Raw genomic sequence first — 12,846 nt, forward strand, 5'->3', positions numbered from 1 at the left:
CAGGTCGCCGCCCTCGGGGCCCGCATCCTCGCCCACCTCGCTCCTGACGGCGCCGAACCCTCTGACTCCGAACCCGCCGCCCCGACCCGGGAACTCTTCCTGCGCCGCAAGCGCTCCGGGATCTGGGAGCTGAACGGCAGGTTCGATGACGAGACCGGCACTCGCGCCAGCGCCCTGCTCGATGCGCTGGCCCAACGCCGCACCGGCGACGAGGGCCCCGACCACCGAACGCTGCCTCAGCGTTACGGCGATGCTTTCTCCGACGCGGTCGACCTTGCTTTGAACTCCCCGGATCTGCCCATGCAGGCCGGAGAACGAGCCCACGTGATGGTCGCGGTGTCGCTAGCCGACCTCAAGACCGGCGTCGGGACAGCCACCCTCGGCGACACCGGCGAAATGACCGCCGCCGAAGCCCGGATACACGCCTGCGACAGCATGCTCATCCCCGCCGTCCTGGGCGACAAGAGCGAACCCCTCAACCTCGGCCGCCTCCGCCGCCTCATCTCCGCCGGCCTCCGCCGCGCCCTGTACCTACGCGACCGCGGCTGCGCCTTCCCCGGCTGCCACCGACCACCACGACACTGCCAAGGCCACCACATCCGCCACTGGGCCGACGGAGGACCCACCGACCTCACCAACCTGGTCCTGATGTGCGCCCACCACCACCGACTCCTGCACCGCTCCGGCTGGGAAGTCCACATCGCCCTCGACGGCCTGCCGGAGTTCCTGCCACCGGTGTTCATCGACAGGCGCCGAAAACCCAGACGTAACAACATCCACGAACCGCTGCCATTCGCAGCCTGAACACGGGAAAGGCCCGCAGCCACACGGCTGCGGGCCCACACCCACGCCCACTGCGAAGAGATCCGTGGCCAGAAACACCGCCAACGGCAACCCCGCCCACAAGCGAGGCACACCGCCGAAGAGCCCATGCCCGACGAGCACTATCAACGGCGCCCCCCTCAACCCCCGCAGGCAAAAGGATCTGAACCGCACGACCCGACTTACCCGGGCGTCACGAGGACTCGGCAGGTTGTCACGCAGGCCGTGCGCATCGCCTAGACCAACCGCGGGAAGGTCCGAGCCCAGCAAGTTCCGTCTTGAACAGCGGCTCCACCCCGTACCCCACGGGCCAAGCCTGCGCGCCCCACACCAACCGCGAAAGGCCCGCGCCCAGCTAACTCTGACAGCGGCTCCACCCCACAGCCGAAGCCCGCGCCCAGCAAGTTCCGCCAACGGTCCGCCACCCAGCCCGGCGACTCGAGGGCCCGCACCCAGCCGACCCACCGGCCATCCGGCAACCAAGGCCAGGCCATGTCGTGCCCGCACCCGCCGGCGCTGCCGTCACCAGCCCCGGCACCACTCCGCCGGAGAACCGGCGGCATACCGGAGTCCCTCCAGCCGACGATCGCCGAAGCCCACTCGCGTGACCAGCCGAAAGCCCACCAACAGCAGCGAAACCGCCGCGATTACCTCGGCCTGCGCCGCCAAAGAGCAGTCACCGCTGCCAGTGCTCGGGCTCCCGGAGATGGAACCTGGACCGCCACCTCGGGGCCGGTTCGGCGGCGCATCCGGTAGGCCAGCTCCAGTACTTCGAGATCTTCGGGGCGGCGGCGACCGCGGACATCCGGCCGCAGCATCAGCTCCCCCACCGAGACGCGGCTGCCACTGGCACGGTGCGCCGTGCGCGCCATCGAGAACCTCCGCTGCTTTCGCCGACCCGGGCTCCGCGATTCTATGAATTTGATTCGGGTTCGTCACCTTACTCGCGAGTTGTGTCCGATGCGTGTCTGCCGCGCGTTAGCCTCGGACCATGATCACCATCGGGGGCCTGACCGAAAATGACCGTCCTGCCTGGGAAAACCTGTTCGCCGGCTACAACACGTTCTACGGCAGGACCCTCGCGCCGGAACTGGTTGACCGGGCGTGGCGGGAGTTCGCCCGTGGGGAACGGATGCACGCCCTCGGCGCGTGGGACGACGGCGAACTCGTCGGCATCGTCCACTTCCTCACGCACGCCAGCACCACCTCCGCCGACGTCTGCTACCTGCAGGATCTCTTCACCGATACCCAAGCCCGCGGGCGCGGGGCCGGGCGCGCCCTGATCGAGGCCGTTGCCGGGTGGGCGCGAGCGCGGGGGTGCGTGCGCCTCTACTGGCACACCCAAACCTCGAACACGACCGCCCGGCGGCTCTATGACCAGGTCGCGCTCGACAAGGGCTTCATGCAGTACCAGATTCCGCTCGGCACCTGACCTCAGCGGCGGTGACGGCCACCGCCGCCGCATCCGTGGTGGTGCTCGCCGAAGGAGAAGCCGGCCGGGCGGCGGGCGCCCCACATCGCCGGCCAGTCCGGGGTTCCCGGGCGGCCGCGCGACCAAAGCGGAATTTCCGGGGTCTCGTGGCGCACCGGCGCCGCCTGCTCCGGCGGGTTCGGCTTCGCCTTCACCGGGGCCTTGACCTTGTCGACGATCTTCACCGCCCGGGCCAACGTTCCGCGGTGCCCCGCCGGGGCGACGGAATCCGATTCAGGATCGACGGCTGCCGGGGAAATTCCGTCCGGCGAGGGTGGCGGTGTTACGGATTCCGGAGCCACCGGAGCCGTGGGCGGCGGCGCGTGTTTGGCCGGCGGCACGACGACGTCCGCCGGCAGCGGGACCAGCGCCACCGCCGGGGGTTCCAAGCCGACCGGCGGCCAGGCCGCGCCCAGGTCGCGCGAGGACGGCATCGACACCGCCGCGCTGACCCCGCCCGTCAGCGCCAGCGCCCCCGCGACCACGGACAACATCCGCAACCGCGTCAGCGAACGCAAGACCTGCGGCTTCTCCCGGTGACGCGCCACCCGCGGGAACACCACGGTGTCCTCGTCGCGGTAACGATCAAGGGGTGCGTCGGACCGGACCAGCAGCTCGGCGACGGTGACCACCTCGCGGCGCGGAGCCCTACGTGCCATCAAACCCTCCACCTGGGCCGTCCGAACGGGCGGCAACGCGTCCGGACGGCCGATCATAGGAACGCTTCAAGGCCGTGTAAAGGCTCGCTCACCCAAGCCGGCCGCCACCGTCCACATGCAGCACCGAACCCGTGACGAACGGGTTCGCCAAGAGGTGCAGCGTGGCGGCCGAAACGTCCTCGGGCCGGCCCACCCGGCGGGCCGGATTCGCGTCCGCGGTCCGGCGGAAGAATTCCGCCTTCGCCTCGCCGAGCCCGTCCCACGCACCCGAGTCGACGATGCCCGGGGAAATCGCGTTGACCCGGACCGGCGCGAGAGCCACGGCGAGCGCTTCGGCGAGGAACACGACCGCGCCGTTCGTGGTCGCCATGACCGTCCTTTCCGGCGCCGGGCGCCAGGCGGCGACGCCGGAGAACAACACCATGGCCCCACCTTCGCGGAATCGCGGTGCGAAGTGCTTGGCGAGCATCAGGGGACCGACCACTTTGGCGTCGAAGGCCCGCGCGACGGCGGCCCGCTCCAGCGTCGCGACCGGGCCGTTCGCCGGCGCCGCGGCGAGCGAGACCACGAAGTCCACTTCGCCCACTTCTTCGGCAAGCGCTTTCAACGACGATTCCTCCCCGAGATCCGCGAACGCGGCCCGGACACCCCGCTCCACCAGCACTGCCGGATGGCGGCCGGCCCAGATCACTTCCGCGCCCGCCGCGCCCGCGTCCACCGCGATCCGCCGGGCGATGCCCGAGCCGCCGCCCACGATGACCAGCCGCTTTCCCTCGAACGACATTTCCGTGCTCCTTTCGTCTCGCACACGGCGTTCAGCGCCGGGCGGCCCCGGAACAATCCCGTCGCGATCCGAAGGTTTTCGATTGTTGCGATAGAATTCGCGAATGCCGACGCTGCGCGCGCTCGAATGCCTGGTCGCGGTCCTGGACGCGGGCTCGATCACCGAGGCGGCCGCCCGGCTGCACCTGTCGCAGCCCGCGCTGTCCCACCAGATCGGCGCGCTCGAACGGGAATTGGGGACGCCGGTGCTGGAACGGCTGCCCCGCGGGGTCCGCCCCACCGCGGCCGGGCGGGCGGTGCTCGCGGACGCGCGGGCGGCGCTGGCCGCCGCCGAACGGGTGGTCCGGACCGGCCGTGCGGTGGCCGCGGGCGGCGAAGGCACCCTGCGCGTCGCGTGCGCGGAGAGCATGACCGCCGGGCTGCTCGCCCCCGTCCTGCGCGCCTGGCACCGCCACCGGCCGGAAGTGCTGCTCACGCTGACCGAGACCACGAGTGCGGACGCGCTGGCCGAAGCACTGGAAACGGGCAAAGCGGACATCGCGGTCGGGCCACGGCCGAGCCGCTGGACCGGGTCCGCCGAGGTGGTGGGGCGCGAGGAGATCGTCGTGGCCCTGGCCGCGGACCACCCGCTCGCTGCCCGGGCGGGCGTCCCGATGACCGCCCTCGCGGGCATTCCGGTGGTGCACTACCACCGGGACAATGGTCTCGGAGGCTGGCTCGATCAGGAGGCTGCGCGTTGCGGGACGGTGCTGGACGCGGTGATGCGGACGAAACAGGCGGCGACCGCGGCTCAGCTGGCCGCGGCGGGGCTCGGGGTGGCACTGGTCCCGACCACCGCGCTGACTCGGACCTTCCCGGGGGCGCTGCGTCGGCTGAAGCCCCCGCTGCACCGGGACGTCGTCACGTTCACCGCGACGCCGTCGGATCCGCTCGTGCGGCGTTTTTCCGCGGACGTGACGCACCGCGGGCTCACCGTGCCGGGTGTCCTGTCGGACAAACTGTCCGCAGCGCCCCGTTAAGTCCTGGTGAATCTGACAGATTTCCTACGAAGGTTTTGTGCCATCCAGACGAACTTCTCCATCCAGGGTCGATTTGGCTGTGGCATTCGCCAAAGTTTGGTTCCATCGGATAGCTTGCTCCTACCGGTCAGTACCGGTGGGTGAGGCCGATCGGGTGAGGCGATCAGCGACAGATCGAGGGAAGCGGGGACGACCATGCCCAAGCACCGGCCACGTCGAACGAGCGCGCGTTCGGTCCGCCGGGCCGCGGCCGCGCTCGCGGGTGGGGCGCTCGTCGTGCTGCCGACGCTGACCACGGGCCTGCCCGCGCCGGTCGTCGTGGCCAACGCCGGGGACACCCAGCCGGACCAGGCCATCGCCGCCGCTCCGCGGCCGCAGCAGCCGAACATCGTCATGCCGCCGATCGCGGTCGACGGCAGCCTGCCCCAGCCGCCGCTGCCCGAACCGCTGGTCGTGCCCGGCGGGCGGGCCGGCTCCGCCGGCATCTCCGGATCGCTCGGCATCCCGGGGAGCATGCTCAAGGCGTACAAGAACGCCGCGGACATCCTCGCCAAGGAACAGCCGAACTGCCACCTCGACTGGGCGCTGATCGCCAGCATCGGCCGGATCGAGTCGAACCACGCCCGCGGCGGGTACGTCAACGCCAACGGCGACACGCTGGAGCCGATCCTCGGCCCGGTGCTCAACGGCGCGGGCGCGTTCGCCGCGATCGCGGACACCGACGGCGGCAAGTACGACGGCGACACCGTGTGGGACCGCGCGGTCGGCCCGACGCAGTTCATCCCGTCGACGTGGCGCGGCTACGCCTCCGACGGCAACGGCGACGGCGTGTCGAACCCGAACAACATCTACGACGAGACGCTGGCCACCGCGCGCTACCTGTGCTCGGGCGGCCTCGACCTCTCCACCGACGCGGGCCAGCGGATCGCCGTGCGCCGCTACAACAACTCACAGTCCTATGTGGACACCGTGCTGGCCTGGGCGTCGGCCTACCGCGGTGGGGTGGCCCAGCTGCCCGACAGCCAGGTGCCGATCGGCGTGCCGAACGCGCCGGACGCCGCCGCGGCCGGATCCCCGGTCGGCGTCCCGGCGCCGCCCGCGCCGCCGGTCGACAGCCCGCTGACGGAGACCCCGGGCACCACGACGCCGACGACGCCGGCCTCGCCGGACCCGGCCACCCCGACCACGCCGACGTCCCCGGCGCCGACCACGCCGACGTCCTCGGACCCGGTCACGCCGCCCTCGACGGACCCGACCACGCCGCCGCCGGCCACGACCAGCAGCACCACCACCCCGCCGCCGTCGTCGACGGCCGCCGCCCCGGCCGACTCGACGGACGCCCCCACCTCGACCACCTCGACCAGTTCGGCCGGGTGAACAGGTGGAGCCGTTCCTGGTGCACATCCGCTGCGACACCGACGGCTACACCCATGCCGTCACCGAAGAGGAGTTCGCGGCGGGCCGGCACGAGGGGCGGTTCCGGGCGGTGTGCGGGCACGTCGTGCTGGCGGCGCCGATGATCGAAGAACCCGGCCGGTTCGACCCGGTCTGCCGGGACGTCCTGCGGGCCGGGACGGCGCAGCCGGCTTCGGTGCCCCAGCAGGAGCGACGCCGGCTGCGGTGGCGCAGCCGGCGCTAGTCCACCAGGGCCTGGATGCCGTCGAGCATCCGGTTCAGGCCGAACTCGTACGCGGTGTCGCCCTGCGCCTTGGCGCTCTGGTCGAAGCCCCCGCCGAGCCAGATGCGGTTCATCGCCGGGTGCGCGTCGACGACGAAGTAGTTTTCCCAGAACGATGACCGCTGGTGCCACCACGCCTCGGTCGACTGGCCGGTGCTGCGCTCCAGCCGGGTGTTCTCCGCACCGAGTGCGGCGTTCGCGTCGACGTACGTGCCGATCCCGTTGGCCGCCGCGACGGCCTGCCGCGGCGGCAGCCCGAGCGCGTCCATGATCGACAGCAGGTACTCCTGGCCCGCCAGCTGGCCGGGGCCCAGCGGCGGCCGGACGCGCGAGACCTCGCACAGCCACGGGTGGTCGCGGTAGACCTGCCGGGTCCGCTCGGCGTAGAGCGCCACCTGCTCGCGCCAGTCCCCGCGGCGTGGCTCGCCCGGCCCGGGCAGCCGGCGCCCGACGAGCACGTCGTCGACCATGAGGTCCACCAGCTCCGCCTTGCCCGGCACGTAGGTGTAGAGCGTCATCGTGCCGGCGCCGAGCTCCTTGGCGACGCGGTGCATCGACGCGGCGGCGAGCCCGTCGGCGTCCGCGACCGCGATCGCGGCGGCGACGACCCGCTCGATCGTCAGCGTCGGGCGGCGGCCCCTGGTCGGTTCGGCACCGCCGCCGCGGGTGCGCCAGAGCAGCGCGAGCGTCCGGTCGACGTCCTCGGCGCCACTGCGTTCGACGGTCATGCGGTCCCCTCGCTCGTCATCCGGACATTACCCTGGAGAGTGGACGGAGGGGGTGCGAGGAGATGAGCAGGCGCAAACCACCGAAGGTGTCCTTCCGCTGGTGGGTCGACCGGCAGATCGCCGAAGCGCGCGAGCGCGGCGAGTTCGACGACCTGCCCGGCACCGGCAAGCCGCTGCCCAAGCCCACCGGCAACGACGCCGTGACCGACTGGGTGCTCCGCGAAGTCCAGAAGGGCGGCCACGACACGACGGTGCTGCTGCCGCCGTCGCTCGCGCTCAAGCGGGAAGTCCAGGACCTGCCGGGGAAGCTCGCCGCCGAGCGCACCGAACGGCGGGTGCGGGAGCTCGTCGAGGACCTCAACGAGCGGATCCGCCAGGCCTACCTCAACCACCTCTCCGGTCCCCCGCTCACGGTGGCGCTGGTGGACGTCGAAGAGGCGGTCGAGGACTGGCGGCGGTCACGAGCCGCGTCGTAGCAACGCCCGTTCCGCCGCGCTCCACGCCGTGGTGGTGAGCAGGTAGATCCCGGCGGCCTGCGGGACGACGAGCGTGGCGAGCACGGTGCCGTAGGGCAGCAGCCGTAGCAGCTTCCCGCCCGGGGCGTCCACGGTGGCCGGCTGGCTGCGCACCGAGAACCAGGCGACGACGGCGAGCCCGGCCGCGATCACGAACACGAGCGGGCTGCCGGCCAGGCCGTGCGCGCCCAGCGGCGTCCCGAGCAGGGTCGCGCCGAGCAGCGAGTTGGGTTCGCCGCCGATCGTGGCCGTGGTGAACAGCCGGTACATGACCGTGAAGAACGGCAGCTGCAGCAGCATCGGCAGGCAGCCGACGAACAGGGACGTTCCGGACTCCTGCTGCAGCTTCGTCATCTCCGCGGCCAGCTTTTCCCGGTCACGGCCGTGCTTTTCCCGCAAGGCCTGGATCTCGGGCAGCAGGGCGGTTCGCGCTCGTTCGCCGCGGGCGGCCGACCGGGCGAGCGGGTGCAGCAGCAGCCGCACGCCGAGGGTGAACACGACGATGGCCAGCGCCGTCGAGAGGGGGCCGGTGAGCACGTGGATCAGGTGGTACGCGCCTTCGACGGGCACGTCGAGAAAGCCGAACATGGGCAGCACTCCGCTTGAGTGGAAGAGGTGGGGTGAGCGGAATGGCTGCGCTGAAGTGGTTCCTACGCAGCCGTGCTGCGGGAACCGGGTGCTCGTGGGCGGCTTCGGCCCGGCCGGCCCGGGTCGCGGAGGCGGATCGACTCGGCACGCCGGGCCCGGCGGCGCAACGCCGTGGCGCGGCTGCGCACCGGCGCCGACCACATCGCGAGCTCGGCGCGGTGTGTGCTGCCGGCCAGCAGGACGACCAGGAGGCTCGCGGCCGCGAGGGAGGCGAAGGCGACCAGCGCGGCCGGGCTGACCAGCGCGGGGAACGCCAGCTCGAGCAACGTGTGCACGGCGTCCCCCCTTCCTTCCCCCACCAGAGTAGCGAAAACGCTAACAGCCCGATGGGCTGTAACCTGGTTCGATGAGAGGCCGATGGGTCGTGCCGGTCCTGGCACTGCTGCTGCTGTTCACCGTTCCGTGGTGGACGCTGGTGCTGGCGCCGGACTGGGGTACCGCGGGGACGATCGCCGGGACGGCGGTGTTCGTGCTGGGCCTGGTGACGATGCCGGTCGCGATGGTCCGCGGCCACGGGCGCCGCCAGCGCGACGGCGCCGCCCGCCTCGGCGACACGCTGCTCGCGGTGATCTGGGTGCTGTTCAGCTGGTCGATCCTGAGCCTGGTGCTGCGGGTCGCGCTGCTGGGCGTCGACGACCCGGCGCGGTCGCGGATCGTCGCGGGTGCGGCCGCGCTGATCGCCGCCGGGCTGCTCGTGCACGGCCACCGCGTCGCCATGCGCGTGCCGCCGGTGAAGGCGGTCGACGTCGCCGTCCCGCGGCTCGGGCCGGGGCTCGACGGCCTGCGCGTCGCGGTGCTGACCGACACCCACTTCGGGCCGATCGACCGGACGAAGTGGTCCGAGGAGGTCGTCGCGGCGGTCAACGCGCTCGAGGCGGACGTCGTCTGCCACGCCGGCGACCTCGCCGACGGCGCGGTGGCCAAGCGCCGCAAGCAGGTCGACCCGCTCGGCGGCGTCGAGGCCGGGCTCGGGCGGTTCTACATCACCGGCAACCACGAGTACTTCGGTGAGGCCCAGGCGTGGCTCGACCACATGGAAGGGCTCGGCTGGGACACCCTGCACAACCGCGCGACCCTGCTCGAGCGCGGCGGCGACCGGATCCTCTTCGCCGGCATCGACGACCCGACCGGCGCGGCGTCCGGGCTGCCCGGCCACGGTCCCGACCTGGCCGCGGCGCTGGCCGGCCGGCCCGCCGGCGTCCCGGTGGTGCTCCTCGCGCACCAGCCGAAGCAGGTCGTGCAGGCCCGCGAGGCCGGGATCGACCTGCAGATCTCCGGCCACACGCACGGCGGGCAGATCTGGCCGTTCCACCTCCTGGTGCGGTTCGACCAGCCGACGCTGTCCGGCCTGAGCCGGCACGGCGAGACCCAGCTGTACAACAGCCGCGGCACCGGCTTCTGGGGCCCGCCGTTCCGGATCTTCGCGCCCAGCGAGATCACGCTCCTCACCCTGCGTTCGGCCTGACGCCTCTGCCCTCGCGGTCTCCCGAGCTACCGACAACTTTTTTTGTCTTGACAGATCGAAGCGTCGGAGTCACGCTGTCCGCATGACGACGACCACCTCTGCCGACGGCACGAAGATCGCCTACACCCGCGCCGGGGCCGGCCCCGCGCTCGTCCTCGTCGACGGCGCGATGTGCTACCGCGGCTCGTCCCCCAACGACGCGCTGGCGAGGGAGCTGGCCGCGCACTTCACCGTGTACACCTACGACCGGCGCGGCCGGGGCGAAAGCGGCGACACCGGGCCGTACACGGTCGAACGCGAGGTCGAGGACGTCGCGACGCTCGTCAAAGAGGCGGGCGGCGAGGCGTTCCTGTTCGGCATTTCTTCCGGCGCCGCCCTGGCCCTCGAAGCGGCGCGCAGCCTCCCCGTGACGAAGCTGGCGCTGTACGAGCCGCCGTTCATCGTCGACGCCACCCGCCCCCGCGTCCCGGCCGGCTACGCGACGCGGCTCGACCAGGCGCTGAAGGAAGGCAAGCGCGGCAAGGCGGTCAAGATGTTCATGACCGAAGGCGTCGGCCTGAGCGGCGCGACCGTGACGATGATGCGGATCATGCCGTTCTGGGCGAAGCTCAAGAGGGTCGCCCACACGATCCCGTACGACACGGCGCTGGTGATCGGCCACCAGGCGGGCGAGCCCCTCCCGGCGGCCTGGCCGGAGGTGACGGTCCCGGCACTGGCGATCGACGGAGGCCGCAGCCCGGACTGGATGCGCAACGGCGTGGCGTCGCTGGCGAAGGTGCTGCCGTCGGCGGAGTACCGGACGCTGCCGGGCCAGACGCACATCGTGAAGGCGCCGGCGCTGGCTCCGGTGCTGACGGAGTTCTTCCTGGCTTAGGAGATCGTCCGGACCCACACGGACAACGGCGGGTCGGGCTCATCGGCTGAAACCGGTCCGAGCGCGCTCCACGCCACAAAGCCGGGGCTCGGATCGGCGAGGAACCCCTCGACGATCGGCCCCAGCTCGCCGCACGGCTCGTACTCCGCACCGAAGAGCAATTCGTCGGCGGCCAGGGAAGTAAGGGAAGACCTCAATGCCCCGGCCTGCCGGTCGTGCCAGACGTAGAAGGTCGCCGGCCCACGCAGGCGAGCATCGAGAGACCGCGCAACGGCTTCGAAGGCGGCGACGACGCCCTCGGCCGTCAGCCCGGTCCGCTCCTCCGGAGACGCCCCCAGCGACCAGGTGTTCTGCCGCACTTCGGCGAGGTGGTCCGCCGGCTCGAGCAGGTACTCCTCGGTGGCCAGCTCGGCGATGAAATCCAGCAGCACGGACCCATTGTGTCCGGCAGGATCGGACCCATGCGCATCCGGATCCTCGACGCCGACATCACCACCCTCGAGGTCGACGTGGTCGTCAACGCCGCCAACTCCTCGCTGCTCGGCGGTGGCGGGGTGGACGGCGCCATCCACCGCAAGGGCGGCCCCGAAATCCTGGCCGCGTGCCGGGAGCTGCGGGCCGGGCACTACGGCAAGGGCCTCAAGACCGGGCAGGCCGTTGCCACCACCGCCGGCCACCTGCCCGCGAAGTGGGTCGTGCACACCGTCGGCCCGGTGTGGTCGGCCACCGAAGACCGCTCCGGGCTCCTCGCCGACTGCCACCGCAACGCCCTGCGGGTGGCGCACGACCTCGGTGCCCGGACCGTCGCGTTCCCCGCCATCTCCACCGGCATCTACCGCTGGCCCCTCGAGCCGGCCGCGGAAATCGCCCTCAGCACCGTCTCCGCCGCCGAACCCGGCCCCATCGAAGAGGTCGTCTTCGCGCTGCGCGGCGAAGCGGCCATGGCGGCCTTTCGGGCTCGTCACAACTCCCTTGCCTGAACGATCACCGAGCGGGCAGGGTGCAGGCGTGCCCACCCGCGCCCTGGTCTTCGACTTCGACGGCACGCTCGCCGACACCGAATCCGCCGTCCTGCAGTCGTGGCAGGCCGTCTTCCGGGAACACGGCACCGAACTGCCGCTGGATGCCTGGTACGCCGTCATCGGCACCCAGCGCACCACGCCCGCCATGTTCGCCCTGCTCGCCGAGCGCGCGCCCGGGATCGACCCGGAAGCGCTGCGGCCGCGGACCCGGGCGCACGTCCTCCGGCTGCTCGAGGACCTCGGCCCCCGCGAAGGCGTGCTCGGCTACCTCGAAACCGCGCGCGCGAACGGCATCAAGCTGGCCGTCGCCTCCAGCTCGTCCGGGGCGTGGGTGAACCCGCACCTCGAACGGCTCGGCATCGACGGCTACTTCGACGCCGTCCTCACCGGGGACCTGCACAAAGCCAAGCCCGATCCCGACCTTTACCTCGCGGCCCTCGACGCACTCGGCACCGCCGCCGAAGAGGCCATCGCCTTCGAGGACACCCCGCACGGCGTCACCTCCGCCAAGGCCGCCGGGCTGACCTGCGTCGCCGTGCCGAACGCGATCACCCGGAACCTCGACTTCGGGCAGGCGGACGTCGTGCTGCCGTCGTTCACCGCCAAGCCACTCGAGGCGCTGCTCAGCCGCTGACCAGCGCCAGCAGCCGGTCCAGGAAGGGCAGCTGGCCCTTCACCAGCTTCTCCCGGGCGTCCCGCAGCGAGAACCAGGCCACCCGGTCCACCTCGGGGAACTCCTGCTGACGACCCGAGCGCGGCGGCCACTCCATCGTGAACGTCCCGGGCACCACCGCGGCCGGATCGAGGTCGGCCTCGACCGCCCACGCCGTGACGACCTTGCCGCCCGACTGCTTCACCACGCCCAGCTCGACGTACTCACCTTCGGGCGCGGGCAGCCCCAGCTCCTCCTCGAACTCCCGCCGGGCCGCCTTCTCGGGGGACTCGTCCGGGTCGAGCTCGCCCTTGGGCAGCGACCACGCGGCCGCGTCCTTCTTCGCCCAGAACGGCCCGCCCATGTGCCCGAGCAGCACTTCGACGTCTTCGCCGCGGCCACGGTAGAGCAGGAGCCCGGCACTCTGTTTGCCCGCCATGGAGACAGTCTCCCGAAACTCTTCCAAGATTTTTCCGCGAGGGTGTCGAAACCCGCCGGGGCCCGATCGAC

17 protein-coding genes are annotated in these 12,846 nt (G+C 71.9%); 10 read left to right on the forward strand and 7 right to left on the reverse strand.

Annotated elements, in window-relative coordinates; genetic code table 11:
* On the forward strand, window positions 1-804 hold an 804-nt coding region (locus AB0M30_RS26325; RefSeq protein ID WP_364588521.1), incomplete at its 5' end, for a DUF222 domain-containing protein.
* A gap of 1,009 nt (window positions 805-1,813) precedes the next feature.
* The gene (locus AB0M30_RS26330) at window positions 1,814-2,254 is read left to right on the forward strand and encodes a GNAT family N-acetyltransferase (RefSeq protein WP_364588524.1); all 441 of its coding nucleotides are present in this window, start codon (window positions 1,814-1,816) and stop codon (window positions 2,252-2,254) included.
* Window positions 2,255-2,256: 2 nt separating this feature from the next.
* On the opposite strand, the gene AB0M30_RS26335 is transcribed toward AB0M30_RS26330, so the two are convergent.
* Complete coding sequence (locus AB0M30_RS26335) at window positions 2,257-2,952, reverse strand: hypothetical protein (RefSeq protein WP_364588527.1); 696 nt, start codon at window positions 2,950-2,952, stop codon at window positions 2,257-2,259.
* Between the two features lie 88 nt (window positions 2,953-3,040).
* Window positions 3,041-3,736 carry an SDR family oxidoreductase gene (locus AB0M30_RS26340; protein ID WP_364588530.1) on the reverse strand — a complete coding sequence of 232 codons (696 nt, stop codon included), beginning with the start codon at window positions 3,734-3,736 and terminating at the stop codon, window positions 3,041-3,043.
* Between the two features lie 103 nt (window positions 3,737-3,839).
* Here AB0M30_RS26340 and AB0M30_RS26345 point away from each other — a divergent pair, with 103 nt between their 5' ends.
* The 3 genes from AB0M30_RS26345 to AB0M30_RS26355 all read left to right on the forward strand — a co-directional run bounded on the left by AB0M30_RS26345 (window position 3,840) and on the right by AB0M30_RS26355 (window position 6,393).
* Window positions 3,840-4,754 (forward strand): LysR family transcriptional regulator, encoded by a 915-nt coding sequence (locus tag AB0M30_RS26345; RefSeq protein WP_364588533.1) that lies wholly within the window; start codon window positions 3,840-3,842, stop codon window positions 4,752-4,754.
* A 195-nt stretch (window positions 4,755-4,949) separates the two neighbouring features.
* Window positions 4,950-6,131, forward strand: a complete 1,182-nt coding sequence (locus tag AB0M30_RS26350; RefSeq protein WP_364588536.1) for a lytic murein transglycosylase — start codon at window positions 4,950-4,952, stop codon at window positions 6,129-6,131.
* 4 nt (window positions 6,132-6,135) lie between these two features.
* The gene (locus AB0M30_RS26355) at window positions 6,136-6,393 is read left to right on the forward strand and encodes a hypothetical protein (protein ID WP_360179281.1); all 258 of its coding nucleotides are present in this window, start codon (window positions 6,136-6,138) and stop codon (window positions 6,391-6,393) included.
* Here AB0M30_RS26355 and AB0M30_RS26360 read toward each other — a convergent pair.
* A complete protein-coding gene (locus AB0M30_RS26360; protein ID WP_364588539.1) occupies window positions 6,390-7,160 on the reverse strand; it encodes a TetR/AcrR family transcriptional regulator C-terminal domain-containing protein in 771 nt (256 codons plus the stop codon). The two genes, AB0M30_RS26355 and AB0M30_RS26360, sit on opposite strands and share 4 nt — an antisense overlap.
* Window positions 7,161-7,222: 62 nt before the next feature.
* Between AB0M30_RS26360 and AB0M30_RS26365 the strand changes: the two genes are divergently transcribed.
* A complete protein-coding gene (locus AB0M30_RS26365) occupies window positions 7,223-7,636 on the forward strand; it encodes a DUF1992 domain-containing protein (RefSeq protein WP_364588542.1) in 414 nt (137 codons plus the stop codon).
* On the opposite strand, the gene yidC is transcribed toward AB0M30_RS26365, so the two are convergent.
* Together yidC and AB0M30_RS26375 are read right to left on the reverse strand one after the other, a co-directional pair.
* On the reverse strand, window positions 7,619-8,263 hold the full coding sequence (gene yidC, locus AB0M30_RS26370; RefSeq protein ID WP_364588545.1) for a membrane protein insertase YidC: 645 nt from the start codon (window positions 8,261-8,263) through the stop codon (window positions 7,619-7,621). The two genes, AB0M30_RS26365 and yidC, sit on opposite strands and share 18 nt — an antisense overlap.
* Window positions 8,264-8,325: 62 nt before the next feature.
* On the reverse strand, window positions 8,326-8,622 hold the full coding sequence (locus tag AB0M30_RS26375) for a DUF6412 domain-containing protein (protein WP_364588548.1): 297 nt from the start codon (window positions 8,620-8,622) through the stop codon (window positions 8,326-8,328).
* A 47-nt stretch (window positions 8,623-8,669) separates the two neighbouring features.
* On the opposite strand from AB0M30_RS26375, the gene AB0M30_RS26380 reads away from it, so the two are divergent.
* Together AB0M30_RS26380 and AB0M30_RS26385 are read left to right on the forward strand one after the other, a co-directional pair.
* Entirely contained in the window at window positions 8,670-9,788 is a 1,119-nt protein-coding gene (locus AB0M30_RS26380; protein ID WP_364588551.1) for a metallophosphoesterase, read from the forward strand.
* 82 nt (window positions 9,789-9,870) lie between these two features.
* Window positions 9,871-10,662, forward strand: coding sequence for an alpha/beta hydrolase (locus AB0M30_RS26385; RefSeq protein WP_364588554.1), 792 nt, complete (start codon window positions 9,871-9,873; stop codon window positions 10,660-10,662).
* On the opposite strand, the gene AB0M30_RS26390 is transcribed toward AB0M30_RS26385, so the two are convergent.
* On the reverse strand, window positions 10,659-11,093 hold the full coding sequence (locus AB0M30_RS26390; RefSeq protein WP_364588557.1) for a hypothetical protein: 435 nt from the start codon (window positions 11,091-11,093) through the stop codon (window positions 10,659-10,661). The genes AB0M30_RS26385 and AB0M30_RS26390 overlap by 4 nt on opposite strands.
* 30 nt (window positions 11,094-11,123) lie before the next feature.
* On the opposite strand from AB0M30_RS26390, the gene AB0M30_RS26395 reads away from it, so the two are divergent.
* The gene (locus tag AB0M30_RS26395; RefSeq protein WP_364588560.1) at window positions 11,124-11,642 is read left to right on the forward strand and encodes an O-acetyl-ADP-ribose deacetylase; all 519 of its coding nucleotides are present in this window, start codon (window positions 11,124-11,126) and stop codon (window positions 11,640-11,642) included.
* A 28-nt stretch (window positions 11,643-11,670) separates the two neighbouring features.
* A complete protein-coding gene (locus AB0M30_RS26400; RefSeq protein ID WP_364588563.1) occupies window positions 11,671-12,318 on the forward strand; it encodes an HAD family hydrolase in 648 nt (215 codons plus the stop codon).
* Here AB0M30_RS26400 and AB0M30_RS26405 read toward each other — a convergent pair.
* Window positions 12,308-12,775 carry an NUDIX domain-containing protein gene (locus AB0M30_RS26405; protein WP_364588566.1) on the reverse strand — a complete coding sequence of 156 codons (468 nt, stop codon included), beginning with the start codon at window positions 12,773-12,775 and terminating at the stop codon, window positions 12,308-12,310. The two genes, AB0M30_RS26400 and AB0M30_RS26405, sit on opposite strands and share 11 nt — an antisense overlap.
* Window positions 12,776-12,846 lie beyond the last annotated feature (71 nt).

It is taken from the genome of Amycolatopsis sp. NPDC051716 (assembly GCF_040681595.1).
In the GTDB taxonomy this organism is placed as follows: domain Bacteria; phylum Actinomycetota; class Actinomycetes; order Mycobacteriales; family Pseudonocardiaceae; genus Amycolatopsis.

Coding starts and splice junctions, on each gene's coding strand:
- AB0M30_RS26330 (WP_364588524.1), top strand. CDS start 1,814: ATGATCACCATCGGGGGCCTGACCGAAAATGACCGTCCTGCCTGGGAA.
- AB0M30_RS26335 (WP_364588527.1), bottom strand. CDS start 2,952: ATGGCACGTAGGGCTCCGCGCCGCGAGGTGGTCACCGTCGCCGAGCTG.
- AB0M30_RS26340 (WP_364588530.1), bottom strand. CDS start 3,736: ATGTCGTTCGAGGGAAAGCGGCTGGTCATCGTGGGCGGCGGCTCGGGC.
- AB0M30_RS26345 (WP_364588533.1), top strand. CDS start 3,840: ATGCCGACGCTGCGCGCGCTCGAATGCCTGGTCGCGGTCCTGGACGCG.
- AB0M30_RS26350 (WP_364588536.1), top strand. CDS start 4,950: ATGCCCAAGCACCGGCCACGTCGAACGAGCGCGCGTTCGGTCCGCCGG.
- AB0M30_RS26360 (WP_364588539.1), bottom strand. CDS start 7,160: ATGACCGTCGAACGCAGTGGCGCCGAGGACGTCGACCGGACGCTCGCG.
- AB0M30_RS26365 (WP_364588542.1), top strand. CDS start 7,223: ATGAGCAGGCGCAAACCACCGAAGGTGTCCTTCCGCTGGTGGGTCGAC.
- yidC (WP_364588545.1), bottom strand. CDS start 8,263: ATGTTCGGCTTTCTCGACGTGCCCGTCGAAGGCGCGTACCACCTGATC.
- AB0M30_RS26380 (WP_364588551.1), top strand. CDS start 8,670: ATGAGAGGCCGATGGGTCGTGCCGGTCCTGGCACTGCTGCTGCTGTTC.
- AB0M30_RS26385 (WP_364588554.1), top strand. CDS start 9,871: ATGACGACGACCACCTCTGCCGACGGCACGAAGATCGCCTACACCCGC.
- AB0M30_RS26395 (WP_364588560.1), top strand. CDS start 11,124: ATGCGCATCCGGATCCTCGACGCCGACATCACCACCCTCGAGGTCGAC.
- AB0M30_RS26405 (WP_364588566.1), bottom strand. CDS start 12,775: ATGGCGGGCAAACAGAGTGCCGGGCTCCTGCTCTACCGTGGCCGCGGC.